Genomic DNA, 17,187 nt, shown 5'->3' with positions numbered 1-17,187 from the left:
GGCTGGGCATCTGCAGGCACCGCTCAGATATTCAGCACGTCATGGCTGACGTGATTCTCTCAATCAAATTTTTTCTCCGCGTCGACGGTACCCTTTAGCCAGTCTGGGTCATCTGCATTGATCCAATCACCGTCGTTGCTACGGATAGCTTGGCCTTTTGCTTTCCACTCGAGCATTTTTTCTTTGAATTTCTTCATGTATTCGGGTGCTGGGCATTCTATTTCTGCCCATGGGTCAGAAATCCAGATGTCCTTCCAAACAGGTTCCGAGAAATCAACCGTTTTCACAGTGGGGCTAATATCCCCTACAACGGTAAACGCATGTTTGTCAGGCATTCCCATTACCCGTGCTTTACCCCCGTTCATTTGAATGATTCTTGCCGCAGTATGGGCCATATGGTCGCAGTTACCTGCGCCCGTTTTGAGGATGGTATTAAAATAGGCATCATTTGAAGCGTCAAACTTCTCATATAACCATGCCGTGAGAGGTTTGGAAGTATTGATCCTTTGCACATCCAAACTATTACCCGCTATACGTAAGTTGGCGGGGCCTACGCCGGTTGTAGAAATTTGTTTATCCACTTCGTTTTTGGCTTCGCGAGCAAAAAAATTATTTTTCTCCGATGGGACCAGTGCATTGAAGTTTGCCGGTTTGTTTAAGGTGGGAAGCCGCACTGGCTCCATTGCGATATCAATGTCGCGAGTAGTTCCCTTGTTCCAGATGTTGAATACAAATTCACGTTGCTTCTCAGGCGTCAGTGTCGCAACTCCGGCCTTCAGTTTATTCAACGTTTCGAGCGAGTGTCCCTTCCGTTTCAGGCTTACGTAAATGGAGTCGATGGGTGGCAAGTTTATAAAGTTGCCGGGTAAGGCTGGACGGCTTAATTGGAATTTTTCTTTGATGTTTTCGTAGTCGTAAATTAAGTGGTCGCTGGGGCTTTTTCCAAACTCTATGTGGGTAAACAGGTCCGTGTCACGATCAAGATCACGATAATAGAAACGTCCGGGATCAACTTCTACGACGAGGTATTTTTTACTTCCGGAAGGTACGATCAGTCCTCTTAACTCTCGCTTGTCGTTACTAATGTCAGAGATCGCGTCAAATTTGATGACTCGGCTTTCAGCGTTTAGCTCATTGGAGAAGTTCTTTTCAGCGAACCCGAAAAATTTATCATTGACAATAGTTCCCGATATGAACGGCTTATACTGTATTGGGGTGTTGAACGGATGCGGGACCAGTTTGTCGTTCACAACATTAAAAAGGCGGCCCTCGTAGACCACGGTTCGGGTGCCGTTGTATCTGATCGGAGCAGGGAATAAGCGTTGGTGCTCCAATGCTTGGGATACCTGCGCAGATTTGGAGAGTTTCGGTTCAATGATTTTTGGAAAGCAAAGATCATTGAGCCCACGCCTCACTCGTCCTCCAACGGCTGGAGCGGGGCAGTACGCTTCGAAGTTATCCAGTTCCTTATAGTGCTCGGCAGATTGCAGATCGGTTAATCGATCTGGACGGGCAGGGTCGTAGCGGTAAACCTTCTCGCCATCAACAAGATCGTAGCCTTTTGACCTATTAATGATATGTGCATCTTTGGAAAGGGTCTTTTCTGAAAACTGCACCGTTGTGCCGTCGGCCAAGGTTTCCTGCAGTAGAGGTACCGAAGCGTCGCTGCGAAAGCCTACCAGCGGCGCACCGTAGGCGCTGCCGGTATTGGGGTTGACCGCATACCATTTATCGCCCTCGTATTTCGCCAGCAACTCAGTTCTTTCCGCGCCGTTGGCTATCGAACTGATGATCCCTTTGGCGATGCTGGCTTCCTTGAGCAAGTTGTTGGACGCAGCAAATTTGTGCCCGAAGGAGGGAATGGTCGAGTAAAACGACTTGGCGTTTTTGTGGGTTGCCGCCACCAGTCCCATCAAGTCATCGGCGTTTGATGTGGCTTTGGTCAGCATGACTCTCAGGGTGTTCAGCGATTTGGCGCTATGGCGCAGTGCCGTGCCCAAGCCTTTGGGGCCCGGTATCAGCATCATGGTGGCATCGATCAAAAAGCTGCCGATCGCTTCTGCCGCGTTGCCCTCAATTGCATATTTCAGGGTGGTGCCAAAAGGCAGAAGGCTGAGTGCTGCGGCGGCACCGGCCTCGGCGTAACGCTGCTGCAGCTCGACGGCGCTTTCGCCTGCGGCCATGCTCATGAACATCTTTTTGGGCACGACAAGATGTTCTTTTGCGGCGACAGAGGCCAGATAGACGGTCTTGCTGTTGGAGTAAGACAGGCCGGGCGTCTTATCGCGGTGCTGTGGTACCCAGGGAGTCTCGGGTATGAGCTCTTCAATAATCAGTTCCGAACGTGTATTGCGTACCGGTTCTGTACCGCTGCTATAGGCGTCCCAGTCGAAAGCCTGGCGTTTGTCGGTTTCATAATTACTATAGGGCACCACATTTCTGCCCGCCGGCAGGTCCGCCGGCAGATCGGTGCGTACGACGATTTTTTTCAGCCCGGGGAACACCTCGTAGTAGCGCACGTCCGAGCCGAGCTCTGAGCGAATAATGATGCCATGACGACCTTTGCCATTTTCGATCGCCTCCTGGCTGACCAGGTGTGACGCGCCGGAAATAGCCTTTCTCAGCGAGTAGAACTTCTGCGTACCGAGGTTGAGATGTTGCTGATCTGTTTCAGGCAACTGCGATAGCAGGTGCCGGACCAAATAGGCCTCGGACCTCTGAAGATTGTAGTGATGAAAGTCGGCTTCGGACTTGAACACCCTTGGAATATTGTTGAGCCGTGAGAATTTTTGCTCAAGGTCGTGCATGGAGACCTGGCTGTTGATGGAACGCCAACGCCCCTTGACCAGTTCGCCCGACATGTGTGCGTCCAGCAGGCTGTAAAAGGCATTCTGGTCGCCGTCGATGCTTTGCAATACGGGTCTTTCAAAATTGATCGACTCTCCATAAACGCGCTTCAGTTCATCAAGCGCCATTTGCCTGCGGGTGGGTATGGGCTTGAGCAAATGTTGGCCGGCAAACCCCAAGTCCGAAATCTCTTTTTTGTAGGCCGATTTAGCGGTGACGATGTCGCTCGACGAGTAATTGCCGTCATCTTTTTTCGGCAGGGCGCCGTTGGTAATCGCCCAATCGATCATTGATTCGCGCAGGGTGTGCAGGTTGAGCCATTCTTCATCATCGGTAATCGGCTCCAGTTCTGCGAAATCGATGATTTGCGGGTAACTCATGGTGGCGCTTGCGCCGGGTGCCAGGTGCTCTATTTTCGATATGGCGCTGCTCAGCGAGGCCCATTGATGGGTGCCATAACGCAGGTCGTCGGGCAACCCGTGGGCCAGCAGTGCTGGCGCGGCGTGAGACAACATCAGGTAGGCGGCAACATCCTTGTGCGCGGGTTGCACGCGACTCTGGGTCATCAGGTGGTCGCCGACAGACTGGACAATGTCCGCCGGTTTCTTTCCCCAGTTGCCTGGCTGATCAAGTTGATAGTGCGCAATTTTGTTACGGGTGGCTCCGGCATTGGCGTCCAGGCTCAGTACCAGGGCCGACAGCACCAATTCGCGACGGCTTGTGGGGGTGGGCAAGATGCCCAGCTCGGCCTCCAGCGTTTGCCCAAGCGCCAAGGCCTTGGGGTGCGTGAGCATCTGTTCGAGTTGCTCCCGAGGGGACGCGGGCGTCGCAGTGTGGGTGGGTCCCATCAAGGTGGAAAACAGTGTTTGGCCGGGGGCTATTTCTGCTTGTGCTGCAGCGCTCAGTTGCCTGCGCTGAGCAGTGCTCAATGACGCCGGTGTGGACAGAAATCCCCAAAAGTTGGCCAGGGGCGGGCTTTGCGGAACAGGCGTGCGCAATACGTCCAGCAGGTTACCGAATCCCTCGTCGGTGGTCGGCAGCGTCCAGCCTTTGCCGGTGATAAAGTCTTCGGCTCTGGTAAAACCCTTGGGTTGATGGGAGGAGTTGGGGTCAACTTCGAAGCCGGCCAGGCGCATACCTACGAGGTGGTTATGCAGTTTGCGCTTCAGGGTATTACGGTCATTGATGTCACCCAGTACCTCACGCTGATTTTGCAGGGCCTGCTCACTGCGTGAGGCGGCCAGGCGTTCGGTCGGCGGGGCAAAACTATAAGTGCTGGCCAACTGCGCGAGGCTTGTCGGGTCAAGGTCCTGCCCGTAGAAGTGTGCCACCAGCCAATGCGGAACGGCGGTTGCGTCGATGTGGTGCAGTGCGACAGGTCCGTTAATACCGCCGGCAAAGATCTTCGCTGCTGCCAGCACCGGGCCTGCAACCTCTCGCCATCCGGATTGATCGTTCAGGTTGAAGACCTTTGTCTGATTGTTGACGGTGGCCATCAGCTGGTTGGTATCCGGGTAAAGGACGATCCCCCAGGGTCGAATGCCCTGGGCTTTTGCCCATTGCTGAAATTCCGGGTTCTTCAATGCATTGTTCAACTGGGCCTGCCACTCGCCCAGGGTCGAGTGAGGCGGGACCACGATATTCGTTTGCCCCTTGAATCCATTTGCGAAGGCATTGCACAGATTTTGCGCCAAGGCCCTGTCGCCCGCTGCACGGGTATTGTCGCTGGTTAGCGGCGGGGTGGTTGGGTTGAGGACTGGCGCCAAGCTCTCGAGGGGCGCAGGGTAAGAGTTCGGGGTGCGCCCGGTGGTCAGGCTGGCGTTGGAGAGTGTCATCAATGAGTTCCCGAATAGGTTTTCAGACTTGGCACAGGCCGCTGATAGCGTTCTGTGGTGTCACCTATGTGGTGAAATCCGAAGGGGTGATTCCAATAAAACGGGAATGAAGCTTGAACGGGTGTTGCGAGGCGGCGCGCAACAAGCCTCGATGACTTTGTTGCGCGGCTTAAGCGCTTAGCGGGGAGCTTTCACTGGCGTCGGCAAGGTGACGAGGTTGACGTAGAGATCCCAGAACTTCTTCTGGTCCACGGCAAACACCACCTTGGCCTTCTGCGTGCCCACCGGAGCACCTTTCTTGTAGCCCAGTGCCCGGCCGTAATCGGCGCCGAAGGTGGTGTCTACGTCCACCCACAGTTCACGGGATTCGGTGACGATCTCGGGGCTCACGAGAAACAGCGCCGGCAGGCTGTCCCAGGTGAAGCTGTGGTAGGTGGGGTCTTTGTCGAACAGTGGGCCGAACTCGTGTTTGTACAGGTCGGCAATCGCGCCTTTGTGGGCAATCACCCGCTCGTACACCGTCTTGTCGAAGGTGACTTTCTCACAGACATCGTTGGGAAAAATCACGTGTTCGATCGGCGAGCGCAACACGATCTTCGCGGCCTCCGGGTCGAACCACCAGTTGAACTCCGCCGCCGGCGTGGTGTTGCCCGGAATCTCAAGGGCACCGCCCATGTACACGATGCGCTTGATCAACGGCACGATGTCCGGCGCCGAACGAATCGCCAGGGCAATGTTGGTCAGTGGGCCGACCGCCAGAATCGTCACCTCGTGGGGATTGGCCCGCACGCTGTCGACGATGAACTGCACGGCGGTTTCCTTGCGCAGCGTGGTGTGGGTCGCCAGCCCGTCCGGCGGTGCTACCCGCTGTGATGCGCTGGTTGGCCGCGGGTTCTTGAATGCGCCTGGCCAGCCGGAGCCGAACAGGGATTTTTCCGCCTCATAGGTGGCGTAGTCATGCAGCAGCGGGTAGGCGGCGCCGGAATAGACGCCGACCTCCTTTTCCACGCCCATGCGCTCTACGGCCTTGAGGGCATCCACCTGTTCCTGGTCGACCCAGGCATTGCCGCTGACCAGGGTCATGCCCAGCAGGTCGACGCGTTTTTGCCCATGTAGCTGGGCAAGCATGATAAAGGCCTGGCCGTCATCGTTGAGCACGTTGAAGTCGGTGTCGAAGATGACCTTTTCTGCGGCCTGCGCCGTACCGGCACACAGGCCGAAGGCGACAAGCAGGGCACAGCGCTTGATGAAACCTTGCATGGAGACTCACCCCAGGAATTGTTGTTATTAACGGTTCACCAGTTTCGCCGGCAAGGCGATGACCAGGAAGCTGCTGAGAATCAGGCAGCCGGCGAAAAACCACAAGGCGCCTGCGCTGCTGCCGGTGACGTCAATCGCCACCCCCATCAACGAGTTGCTCACCAGGCCTGCGATGTTCGCCAGCGAGCAGGCCAGGGCGAACCCGGTGGCGGCTGCGGTGCCTTTGAGAAAGGTCGCCGGCAGGCTGAAAAACACCGGCACCGCACCAATGATCGCCGCCGAGGCAATCGCAAACAGGGCCACGGTGGCGACCACGTTATGGGTGAAGAAGGTGCTGGCGGCCATCGCTGCCGCGCCGATGAAAAACGGCACGATGATGTGCCAGCGGCGTTCGCGGTGTTTGTCGGAGCTGGCGCCGATCAGCAGCATGCCCAACAGTGCGGCCACGCTGGGCAACGCGGTGAGGATGCCGATGTGGAAGGTGTCGGTGATGCCCGCGTTGCGGATGAACGTCGGCATCCAGAAGCCCATGGCGTAGGCGCTGAGCAGGATCGAGAAGTCGATTCCGCCGAGCATCCATACCTTGAGGTTGAAGAAACCGTCGCGGAAGCTGTGCTTGCTGTCGGCACCGTCGGCGTCGTCCTTGCGCAACTCGCTTTCCAGCAGGGTCTTTTCTTGCGGCGAGAGCCATTTGGCTTGCTGGTAGGAGTTGGGCAGTGCCCAGAAGGTCCAGATACCGAGCAGCACGCTGGGTACCGCCTCGATCAGGAACAGCCACTGCCAGCCACGCAGGCCGCCCGTGTTGTCGAAATGGCTCATGATCCAGCCGGACAATGGGCCGCCGATCACGCTGGACAGCGGCAGGCCGATCATGAACAGGGCGATGATTCGCCCTCGGCGATGGGTGGGAAACCAGGTGGTCAGGTAATACAGGACGCCCGGCAGGAACCCGGCTTCGGCGGCGCCCAGCAGGAATCGCAGGATGTAGAACTGGGTGGTGGAAGTGACCAGCATGGTGCAGGCCGAGAGCAGGCCCCAGGTGATCATGATGCGGGCGATCCAGATCTTCGCACCGACCTTTTCCAGGATCAGGTTGCTCGGGACTTCGAAGAGGATATAGCCGACAAAAAACAGCCCGGCGCCGAGGCCGAACGCGGTTTCGCTGAAGTGCAACTGGTCGAGCATTTGCAGTTTGGCAAAGCCGATATTGATGCGGTCCAGGTAGGCTGCGAGGTAGCAGAAACACAGGAACGGAATCAGCTTCCAGGTGATCTTGTGGTAGAGCGTGTTGACCGGATCGGCGACCGTAGTCGCGGGCGCTGCATTCGCAATGGGCATTGGGGTGTCTCCTGGCGGTGACTTATGGTTTTTATACAGCCGCTTTTTTTTCAGCACTTCGGAGTGCTGAGAAAGCGACGTCCAAAGGCAGTGTCAGAAGAGTGCAAGACCGCGCTCTGTGGCGCGGTTCTTAAAGAAACATTATTGCTCCTTGAACTTGTTCATCGCCTCCTGCTTGCTGACCACGTCGCCGTACTTGCTGTCGATATCAAACAAGTTGGCTTCATGGGGCGCCGGGTGACGGTCGCCGACGCATTCGCGCACGACGATGGTACGAAAGCCATGTTGCACTGCATCGACTGCGGTGGCGCGGATGCAGCCGCTGGTGGAGCAGCCGGCGAGCACCACGGTGTCGATGCCCTGGGCGTGCAGCATCGGGGCCAGGCTGCTGCCGAAAAACGCGCTGGCGTATTGTTTGGTGATCACCACTTCATTGGCCAGGGGCAGGACTTCGGGGCAGAAGGCTGCCATGGGGTTGCCTTCGACCATGTCTTTCATCACCGGGGCCTTTTTTACCCAAATACCGCCGTCGGCGAAATGGCCGGGATGGTAACGGATATTGGTGTGCACCACGCTAATCCCGTGACGCCTGGCGCAGGCCAGCAGTTCGACACTTTCGGCCACGGCGATGCGCACTTCGGGGGCAAACAGCGGCGCGCCTTCGGTGGTATAGCCTTGCATGAAGTCGATCATCAGCAGGGCGGATTTTTTGCCGAAGCCGATTCGGTTGCCCCAGACGCCCTGGTAGTTGGCGTCGGCGGATTGTTCGGTCATCTTTCAGTCCTCGGTAATGGACAGTGCACATACCTTGTGGCGAGGGAGCTTGCTGTGGCGAGGGGGCTTGTCCCCCGTTGGAGTGCGAAGCGCTCCCGGCTTTTTTGGGGCCGCTGCGCAGCCCAACGGGGGACAAGCCCCCTCGCCACAACAACCCCCTTTGCCACAAAGGTGTTGTCAACTCAGGGTTAGTAGGCGCCGGAGAGCAGGGCGCCGGCGCCGGGGACGATGGGTTCCAGGTCCAGGGCCTTGAGCATGGCGTAGGTGGTGGCGATGGCGGCGGTGAGTACCGGCAGGCCGGTTTGCGCTTCGACCTTGGCCACCACCGGCAGCGACTGCATTTGCACGCAGGCCGACAGCACGATCACGTCGACGCCTTCCAGGTTCATCCCGGCAACGATGGCCGGCAGGTTGGCCGGGTCGTGGCGGGCCACTTCGAGGTTGTCGGGGATCTCCAGGGCGCGCCAGTCCACCACTTCAAAGCCTTCTTCGCGAATGTAGTTCACCACCAGTTCGGTCAGCGGTTTCATGTACGGCGCGACGATGGCGATGCGCTTGGCACCCATGACTTTCAGGCCTTCGATCAAGGCGCCGGCACTGGTGATCACCGGGGCGTTGGCGTCGTTGTCGGCGGTGGCCTTGCGCAGGCGTTGCTCGGAGTTACGGTGGTAACCCAACCCCATGGCCATGATCGCCACCAGGCAGGCGTAGCCCAGCACGTCGACCTTGGCGTCGGACAGTTCGATGGCGCAACGGTCGGACTCGCCGTCCATCGCCGCCAGTTCTTCCTTGCGCACTTGCTTCATGCGCATGCGGCTGGAGTGAAAGGTGAAACGTTCCGGGCGGATCGCCTGGCGCGCGTTGAGCATCGCCGGGATCTCGGTCTCCATGGTGGTGTTGGAACTCGGCACGATCTGGCCGATACGGTAAGGCTTGAGCATGATGGTCTCCGTTATGCAGTCAGGGGCTGGCCGAGGAAGTCGCCGAAGGCAGCGAAAAAGCCTTCAAGGTCGTCCCAGGGAATCATGTGTCCTGCATTTGGCACATGGGCGACCTGCAGGGTTGGCTGTAACTGTCGGACTTGCGCGACATCTTCGGCCTGAATTACACCGCCGCGTCCGGCAACAATTAACAGGGCAGGGGCCTCCAGGTGCGGCAGGTCCTGATGGAAGTCGACGGTGTGGAAGTCGTTGAAGGCGCGAACGATGGCTGGCTCGTAGCAGGTGTGCAGCCATTCGGCGCGCAGTTGCAGTTGTTCGTCGGTCCAGGTGGCGCAGAAGGCGCGCATCGCCTCCGCATCCATGCCGACCAGGGACTGACGAATCGAATCGACGTACCACGGCAGCTTGCTCGGGTATTCCCGGCGACCCGGGCCGGACATCGGCGGGTCGATCAGCACCAAACGGTTGACGCCCTGTGGATGGCGCACCGCACTGCGCACCGCAAACCGCGCGCCCATGGAGTGGCCCACCAGGTGATAGCTCTTGAGCTTGAGGGCGTCGGCAAAGGCGCCGATATCATCGGCGCAGGTGTCGGCGCTGTAGTCCAGTTCCGGGCCGGTGGACGACAGGCCACGCCCGCGCACATCCAGCACATAAGTATCGAAATGCAGGCCCAGGCGTTCCGCAACAAAACCCCAGGTAATCGCCGGGCTGGTGATGCCGGGAATCAGGATCAGCGCCGGGCCTTTGCCGCCATAACGCAAGTAATGCTGGCGAATACCGTTGGCCTGGACGTTGCCACCGTAGAGAAAGCTGCTCACGCGGCCACCCCCGACTTCAGCTGCTGGGCATAGAGGTCATAGCCGTAGACCCAGTCCGGATCTTCCTGGGTGCGCAGCCAGGTGTTGGCGTTGGACACGGCCTGTACCCGGGACGCGCGCTCCTTGCGGTTGGCTTCATACAGTTCGAAAGCGGTGCGGTAGTCGCCGATGCCGGTTTCCTGCAGGCAACGGGTGAGCATCGCCGCGTCTTCGATGGCCATGCCGGCGCCCTGGGCCATGTGCGGCTTCATCGGGTGGCAGGCATCGCCCAGCAATACCAGGCGGCCGCGGCTCCACAGCGGCAGCGGGTTGCGGTTACGCAACGGCCATTTGGTCACGCTTTCAGTGGATTCGATCAGGGCCTGGACGGTGGGGTGGTAGCCCTTGAAGGCGTCGAACATCTCTTCGCGACTGCTGTCGACGAAGGCGCCCTGGAAGTCCCATTCCGGGTGCGGCACGCCGGTGACGTAGTAGTACTCGTCGCGCTTGCCGGTGGTGTAGTAGACCATCATGTGCCGGTCCTCGGTCCACCACTTGATGCAGTCTTCAAACTTCAGGTCGTACTTGGCCAGTTGATCGCCCCGGATCAGCGCGCGGTGGGCGACCCAGCCGCTGTACAGCGGCTTTTCCGCGCCCAGCAGCTCTTCACGAATGCGCGAGTTGATGCCGTCGGCACCGATCACGATGTCGGCGTAGGTCACTTCACCGTCGGCGAAGGTCAGGCGCACCTGGGTGTCGGTTTCCTCGAGGGTTTCCAGGCGTTTGTTGAAGTGCAGGGTGCCGGGCTTGAGGGTAGACATCTGCAGCGCGTGCAGGTCGCCGCGGTGCACGGTGATGTAGGACGCGCCGTAGCCGGTCAGGGGGATGCGGGACAGGTAGTCGCCGGTTTCACCGTCGCGGCTGAACCAGTGCTCGGGGTGAGAGCCCATCAGGTCCAGCTGCTTTTCAATGCCCATGCGCCGGAAGATTTTCATGATGTTGGGGCCCATGTGGATCCCGGCACCGAGACGGGAAAACTCCGGCGCCTGCTCGTAGATGTCCACGTCGAACCCTGCCTGTTGCAGCAGGGTGGCAGCGGCGGCACCGCCAAGGCCGGCGCCGACGATTGCGATTTTTTGTGTGCTTCCCATGGGGCGTGGTCCTCTTTTCGAATGATGGCCGGCGGCGTCAGTCCGCAAGGCTTTTAAAGTGTATACGCTCATTTTTTCAAATGAAAAGCCCGAGTCTGAAAAATTGTTTTTTTGGCCATATCGATCCCCTGTAACCGTTTATCGCCATATAACATTGGGTTTGTGTGGATTAGTAACGTTTTGGCGTGGCGCTTGCAGTCCATCATAAAATCAGTTCTTATCGTGGTTAATTGGCGTATACGCTATAAAAACGCACTAGAGTGAAGCGCACTGCAAGATCTTGGTGCAGCAGCTGAGGAGACAGGAAATGCCGGTAAGTGATTGCGAACTGACCCAGATGTTTGAGCACGTGTTGAAGCTCTCTAAGGTCGACCCGACCCAGAGCGTTGCCGTGCTCAAGAGCCATTACTCCGACCCGCGCACCGTGCGTGCGGCGATGGATGCGGCGCAGCGCCTGGGGGCCAAGGTGTATGCGGTGGAATTACCGTCGTTCAACCACCCCCGGGCGATGGGCAATGACATGACCGCCTACTGCGGCGACACCGCGCTGACCGGCAACATCGCAGCCCAGCGGGCGCTGGAGGCGGCGGACCTGATCGTCGACACCATGATGCTGTTGCACTCGCCGGAGCAGGAACAGATCCTCAAGACCGGCACACGCATCCTGCTGGCGGTAGAACCCCCGGAAGTACTGGCGCGCATGCTGCCTACCGAAGAAGACAAGGTGCGGGTGCTGGCTGCTGAAGAGCTGCTGAAAAAGGCCCGCTCGATCCACGTCAAATCCCGCGCCGGCAGTGATTTTCGTGCAGCGTTGGGGCAATACCCGTCCGTCACCGAATACGGCTTTGCTGACGAGCCCGGGCGCTGGGATCACTGGCCCAGCGGCTTCCTGTTCTCCTGGCCCAATGAAGAAACCGCCGAAGGCGTGCTGGTGCTGGATATCGGCGACATCCTGCTGCCGTTCAAGACCTACACCCGCGAGAAAATCACCCTGGAGATCGAGAAGGGCTTCATCACAAAAATCCATGGCGGTTTCGAAGCCGAATACCTGCGCGACTACATGAAATACTTCAACGACCCCGAGGTATACGGCATCTCCCACATCGGCTGGGGCCTGCAACCACGGGCGCAATGGACCGCCATGGGCCTGCACGACAAGAACGACGGCATGTGCATGGACGCCCGGGCGTTCTACGGCAACTTCCTGTTCTCCACCGGCCCGAACACCGAAGTCGGCGGCACCCGCAAAACTCCGTGCCACATGGACATCCCGCTGCGCAATTGCGACGTCTACCTTGATGACCAAGCCGTCGTCATCGCCGGCGACGTCGTAGCCCCCCAAGCCTCCCTGGCCCCCTGACACCTCCACCTGTAGGAGCGAGCTTGTTCGCGAAAAACTCAAGGACACCGAGGGAAACCAGACCCCCCGCGTCATCGTTGACGACCTTCGCGAGCAAGCTCGCTCCTACAGATGTAAGATGCCACCCCATCGACCACCGCCTCCCCGAGCCCGCCGTGCCTGATTCCTACGTTTTCTCCGAGCAAGTCGGCCACCTGTTGCGCAAGGCCTACCAGCGCCACCTGGCGATCTTCCAGCAGAACGTCGGCGACTCCCAGCTCACCGCCGTGCAGTTCGTCACCCTGTGCGCCCTGCGCGATCACGGTGCAAGCTCGCTCACTGAACTCGTCAAGGCCACCGCCGTCGACCAGGCGACCATCCGCGGCATCGTCGAACGCCTCAAGGCCCGCGAACTGATCACCCTCGAACCCGATCCCCAGGACAAACGCAAAGTCGTAGTCAACCTGTCCGACTCCGGCGCCGCCCTGGTGCAGCAAACCGTACCTTGCGCCGCCACCATTACCGAACTGACCCTGAGCAACCTCAACCCCGCCGAACGCGTCGCCGTATTGTTCCTGCTACGCAAAATGATCGACGACCCCCAAACCTGAAAGCCCCGCCAACCTATGTAGGAGCGAGCTTGCTCGCGAAGGGCGTTAACGATAACGCGCTTAGTCTGGTTCCCCGCGGTGTCCCTGAGTTTTTCGCGAGCAAGTTCGCTCCTACAAAGGGCTGGCACCTTTTTTGCTCTGCTTTGATGTAGTAACCACTTCACCAGTCAAGTGTGTCGCGAGACCCCAGGTACGCGACGCTTTTTTTGACTGTTTGATGTAGTGGGCACTTCACCAAACCCAACGGGCAAAGCGAATGATCAGCCAGCACATCACGGTAACGCTTGAGGTCAACGGTCACACCAGCGAAGTCAGCGCGATGGCCGACACCCCGCTATTGCTGATCCTGCGCAATGACCTGCAACTCAACGGCCCCAAATACGGCTGCGGCCTGGGGGAGTGCGGCGCCTGCACGGTAATCATCGACGGTGTGGCTGCACGCTCCTGCGTCTTCCCACTGTCGGGCGCCGTGGGCCGCGACATCGTCACCCTGGAAGGCCTCGGCACCCGCGAAACCCCGCACCCGGTGCAACAGGCCTTTATCGACGAGCAGGCCGCGCAGTGCGGCTACTGCCTCAACGGCATGATCATGACCGCCAAGGCCTTGCTCGACCGCAACCCCAACCCCAGCGAAGCCGAGGTGCGCAGCGAACTGTCGGGCAACCTCTGCCGTTGCGGCACCCATATCGAAATCCTCCGCGCGGTGCTGCGTGCCGCCCGCCAAACGCCTTGAACGTGGATCGATGACCATGACTGACACAATCCCTTCCCGCGACCAATGGCTGGCCAAGGCCGGCGTCCTGCTGATCGTCGACGACGTGCTGCCGCCTTCGGGGCCGGTGGCCAAGGGTGGTACCCCGACGATCAAGCCCAAGGAGCTGGGGCTGTTTATTGCCGTGAACGATGACGGGCTGGTGTACGCCTTCAACGGGCATGTGGACCTGGGCACCGGCATTCGCACGTCCCTGGCGCAGATCGTCGCCGAAGAACTGGACCTGGCCATGGAGCAGGTGCGCATGGTGCTGGGCGACACCGAGCGGGCGCCGAACCAGGGCGCGACCATTGCCAGCGCAACGTTGCAGATCTCCGCAATCCCGTTGCGCAATGCCGCTGCCGAAGCCCGGCGTTTCCTGCTGATGCGGGCGGCGCAACGTTGGTCGGTCAGTACACAGAGCCTCACGGTCGACACAGGCGTGATTACCGCCGAAGACGGACGCACCACCACCTATGGCGAACTGGTCACGGGCGAGCATGACGAACTGCGCATCAGCGGCGATGCACCGCTTAAAGCTACCGCCGATTACCGCCTGGTGGGCAAGGGCGCAGCCCGGGTGGATATTCCCGGCAAAGCCACTGGCGAGCTGACCTACGTCCACGACATGCGCGTGCCGGACATGCTTCACGGTCGGGTGGTCCGCCCGCCGTACGCGGGGCTGGATTGCGGCGACTTTGTCGGCAACAGCCTGTTGAGCGTCGACGAATCATCCATAGCCCACATCCCGGGGATAGTTGCGGTGGTGGTGATTCGCGATTTTGTCGGTGTGGTGGCCTTGCGTGAAGAACAGGCGATCAAGGCCGCCCATGAACTCCGGGTTCACTGGAAACCCTGGAATAACCAGCTGCCGGACATGAGCGACGTGGAGCAGGCGATTCGCGACAACCCACGGGTACGCCGAACCGTACTCGACCAAGGCAATGTCGACGAAGCCCTGGCCGCCGCCAGCCAGCGCATGCCGCGCACCTACCTGTGGCCGTACCAGATGCACGGTTCCATCGGCCCGTCCTGCGGCGTGGCGGATTATCAGCCCGGGGTCAGCCGGGTCTGGTCCGGCAGCCAGAACCCGCACCTGCTGCGGGCTGATCTTGCGTGGCTGCTGGAGTGCCCGGAAGAATCCATCGACGTGATCCGCATGGAGGCGGCCGGCTGCTACGGCCGCAATTGCGCGGATGACGTGTGCGCTGACGCGTTGCTGCTGTCCCGCGCCGTGGGCAAGCCGGTGCGGGTGCAACTGACCCGCGAACAGGAGCACCTGTGGGAGCCCAAGGGCACCGCGCAATTGATGGATGTCGACGGCGGCCTGAACGCCGACGGCAGCATCGCCGGCTATGACTTTGAAACCAGCTACCCGTCCAACGGCGCGCCCACCCTGGCGCTGCTGCTGACCGGCCGGGTCGAGCCGGTGGCGGCGATGTTCGAAATGGGCGACCGCACCTCAATCCCGCCCTACGACATCGACAACATGCGCGTCACCATCAACGACATGGCGCCGATCGTGCGTGCTTCGTGGATGCGCGGCGTGTCGGCGTTGCCCAACACCTTCGCCCATGAATCCTATATCGACGAACTGGCGTTTGCCGCCGGCGTCGATCCGGTGGAATACCGCCTGCGTTACCTGAAGGATGAGCGCGCCATCGACCTGGTGAAATCCACCGCCGAGCGGGCCAACTGGGCACCGCGCACTGCGCCGATGCAAACCGCCAACGAAGACCACCTGCTGCGAGGCCGAGGCTTTGCCTACGCGCGTTACATCCACAGCAAATTCCCCGGCTTCGGCGCGGCGTGGGCGGCCTGGGTGGCGGATGTGGCCATCGACAAGCAGACCGGCGATGTCTCGGTGACCCGCGTGGTGATCGGGCACGACTCGGGGATGATGATCAACCCGGCGGGGGTGCAGCATCAGATCCACGGCAATGTGATCCAGTCCACCAGCCGCGTGCTCAAGGAACGTGTGACCTTTGAAGAGTCCACCGTGGCGAGCAAGGAGTGGGGCGGTTATCCGATCCTGACCTTTCCTGAAGTACCGCAGATCGACGTACTGATGATGCCGCGCCAGGACCAGCCGCCGATGGGCGCCGGGGAGTCCGCCTCGGTACCCAGCGCGGCGGCGATCGCCAATGCGATCTACGACGCCACCGGGATTCGTTTTCGCGAGCTGCCGATTACCCCCGAGCGCGTGCTGGCTGCGCTGAATGCCGGCACGCTGGGCGAGCCGGCGAAGTCCCCGGAGAAGCGCCGCAAATGGCTGTTCGGTTCATTGTTCGCCGCTTTTGGCGCGGTACTGGGCATGGCCGCCACCGCGTGGCCGTTTCACAGTGAGATCGCCCCGATCGCCCCGCCCAGCGCCGGCACCTGGTCCAAGGCCACTCTGGAGCGCGGGCGTTTGCTCGCGGCGGTAGGGGATTGCGCGGTGTGCCACACGGCGCCGGGTGGCGCCACCAATGCCGGCGGGCTGGCCATGCATACGCCGTTCGGCACGCTGTACAGCAGCAACATCACCCCGGACGAGAAGACCGGGATTGGCAACTGGTCCTACCCTGCGTTTGAGCGGGCAATGCGCGACGGCATCGCCCGCGACGGGCGTAACCTGTACCCGGCGTTTCCCTATACCGCGTTTCGCAATATCAACGATGCGGACATGCAGGCGCTGTACGCCTACCTGATGTCCCAGGCGCCGGTCAGCCAGGCACCGGTACAGAATGCGATGAAGTTTCCGTTCAATATCCGGCCGTTGATGGCCGGGTGGAATGCACTGTTTTTGCGCCGAGGGGAAATCAGCGTGCAACCCCAAAGAAGTGAGCAATGGAATCGCGGCGCCTATCTGGTCAACGGGTTGGGGCACTGCGCGGCCTGCCACTCGCCGCGCAACCTGATGGGGGCGGAGAAGGGCGGTAAAGCGTTCCTCGCGGGCGGCAGGGTGGATGGTTGGGAAGCGCCAGCGTTGAATGGCTTGTCCAAGGCGCCGACGCCGTGGACCGAGGACCAGGTGTTCACCTATCTGAGCACCGGTTATTCCGATGCCCACGGTGTAGCGACAGGACCGATGGGGCCGGTGGTGACAGAACTGGCGAAATTGCCCAAGACCGACATCCGCGCGATGGCGGTGTACCTGGCTTCGCTGAATGACAGCGCGGCGGCAGAAGCGCAGGTGGTGGCGGCCGCGACGGTGCCCAATGCCAATGGGCGAAGGGTATTTGAAGGTTCGTGCAAAGCCTGCCATGCCGACGGGCAGGGGCCGAAACTGTTCGGGGTCAGCCCGTCACTGGCGACCAATACCAACGTGCACAGCGATCAACCGGATAATCTGATCAAGGTGATTCTGCAAGGGATCAGCACCCCGGCGACCAAGGATCTGGGGTACATGCCGGCGTTCAAGGACAGTCTGTCCAATACCCAAGTGGCAGAGCTGGCGTCATACCTGCGTACCCGCTTCGCGCCCAATGCACCGCAGTGGGAAGGCCTCGAGCAAACCGTGGCGCACCTGCGAGCCAACCCCGGCACCCATTGATTCAC

11 protein-coding genes are annotated in these 17,187 nt (G+C 60.0%); 4 read left to right on the top strand and 7 right to left on the bottom strand.

Features of this window, described 5'->3' with window-relative positions:
* Positions 1-59: 59 nt before the first annotated feature.
* From SNL23_RS20955 to SNL23_RS20925, 7 genes are all read right to left on the bottom strand, one after another.
* A complete protein-coding gene (locus SNL23_RS20955; RefSeq protein ID WP_318303363.1) occupies positions 60-4,682 on the bottom strand; it encodes a hypothetical protein in 4,623 nt (1,540 codons plus the stop codon).
* 177 nt (positions 4,683-4,859) lie between these two features.
* Positions 4,860-5,942: a nucleoside hydrolase gene (locus SNL23_RS20950; protein WP_318303362.1), complete on the bottom strand. Its 1,083-nt coding sequence runs from the start codon at positions 5,940-5,942 to the stop codon at positions 4,860-4,862.
* A gap of 27 nt (positions 5,943-5,969) precedes the next feature.
* Positions 5,970-7,280 carry an MFS transporter gene (locus SNL23_RS20945; RefSeq protein WP_076013605.1) on the bottom strand — a complete coding sequence of 437 codons (1,311 nt, stop codon included), beginning with the start codon at positions 7,278-7,280 and terminating at the stop codon, positions 5,970-5,972.
* Positions 7,281-7,421: 141 nt separating this feature from the next.
* Positions 7,422-8,054, bottom strand: a complete 633-nt coding sequence (locus SNL23_RS20940; RefSeq protein ID WP_076013604.1) for an N-carbamoylsarcosine amidohydrolase — start codon at positions 8,052-8,054, stop codon at positions 7,422-7,424.
* Positions 8,055-8,242: 188 nt separating this feature from the next.
* Positions 8,243-8,995 carry a maleate cis-trans isomerase family protein gene (locus SNL23_RS20935; RefSeq protein WP_167664216.1) on the bottom strand — a complete coding sequence of 251 codons (753 nt, stop codon included), beginning with the start codon at positions 8,993-8,995 and terminating at the stop codon, positions 8,243-8,245.
* A gap of 11 nt (positions 8,996-9,006) precedes the next feature.
* Positions 9,007-9,816: an alpha/beta fold hydrolase gene (locus tag SNL23_RS20930; RefSeq protein WP_167664217.1), complete on the bottom strand. Its 810-nt coding sequence runs from the start codon at positions 9,814-9,816 to the stop codon at positions 9,007-9,009.
* Complete coding sequence (locus SNL23_RS20925) at positions 9,813-10,946, bottom strand: FAD-dependent monooxygenase (RefSeq protein ID WP_003215332.1); 1,134 nt, start codon at positions 10,944-10,946, stop codon at positions 9,813-9,815. Before SNL23_RS20925 ends, SNL23_RS20930 begins: the two co-directional genes overlap by 4 nt.
* 307 nt (positions 10,947-11,253) lie before the next feature.
* Between SNL23_RS20925 and SNL23_RS20920 the strand changes: the two genes are divergently transcribed.
* The 4 genes from SNL23_RS20920 to SNL23_RS20905 all read left to right on the top strand — a co-directional run bounded on the left by SNL23_RS20920 (position 11,254) and on the right by SNL23_RS20905 (position 17,182).
* Positions 11,254-12,306: a 2,5-dihydroxypyridine 5,6-dioxygenase gene (locus SNL23_RS20920; RefSeq protein ID WP_318303360.1), complete on the top strand. Its 1,053-nt coding sequence runs from the start codon at positions 11,254-11,256 to the stop codon at positions 12,304-12,306.
* Positions 12,307-12,461: 155 nt separating this feature from the next.
* On the top strand, positions 12,462-12,896 hold the full coding sequence (locus SNL23_RS20915; RefSeq protein ID WP_167664219.1) for a MarR family winged helix-turn-helix transcriptional regulator: 435 nt from the start codon (positions 12,462-12,464) through the stop codon (positions 12,894-12,896).
* A gap of 256 nt (positions 12,897-13,152) precedes the next feature.
* A complete protein-coding gene (locus tag SNL23_RS20910) occupies positions 13,153-13,629 on the top strand; it encodes a (2Fe-2S)-binding protein (RefSeq protein WP_076013599.1) in 477 nt (158 codons plus the stop codon).
* Positions 13,630-13,645: 16 nt separating this feature from the next.
* Complete coding sequence (locus tag SNL23_RS20905) at positions 13,646-17,182, top strand: molybdopterin cofactor-binding domain-containing protein (RefSeq protein ID WP_318303357.1); 3,537 nt, start codon at positions 13,646-13,648, stop codon at positions 17,180-17,182.
* Positions 17,183-17,187: the final 5 nt, after the last annotated feature.

Source organism: Pseudomonas sp. SED1, from assembly GCF_034044025.1.
Classification (GTDB): domain Bacteria; phylum Pseudomonadota; class Gammaproteobacteria; order Pseudomonadales; family Pseudomonadaceae; genus Aquipseudomonas.
The sequence above is the reverse complement of the archived record's forward strand: the minus strand, read 5'-3'. Positions and strand labels throughout refer to the sequence as shown.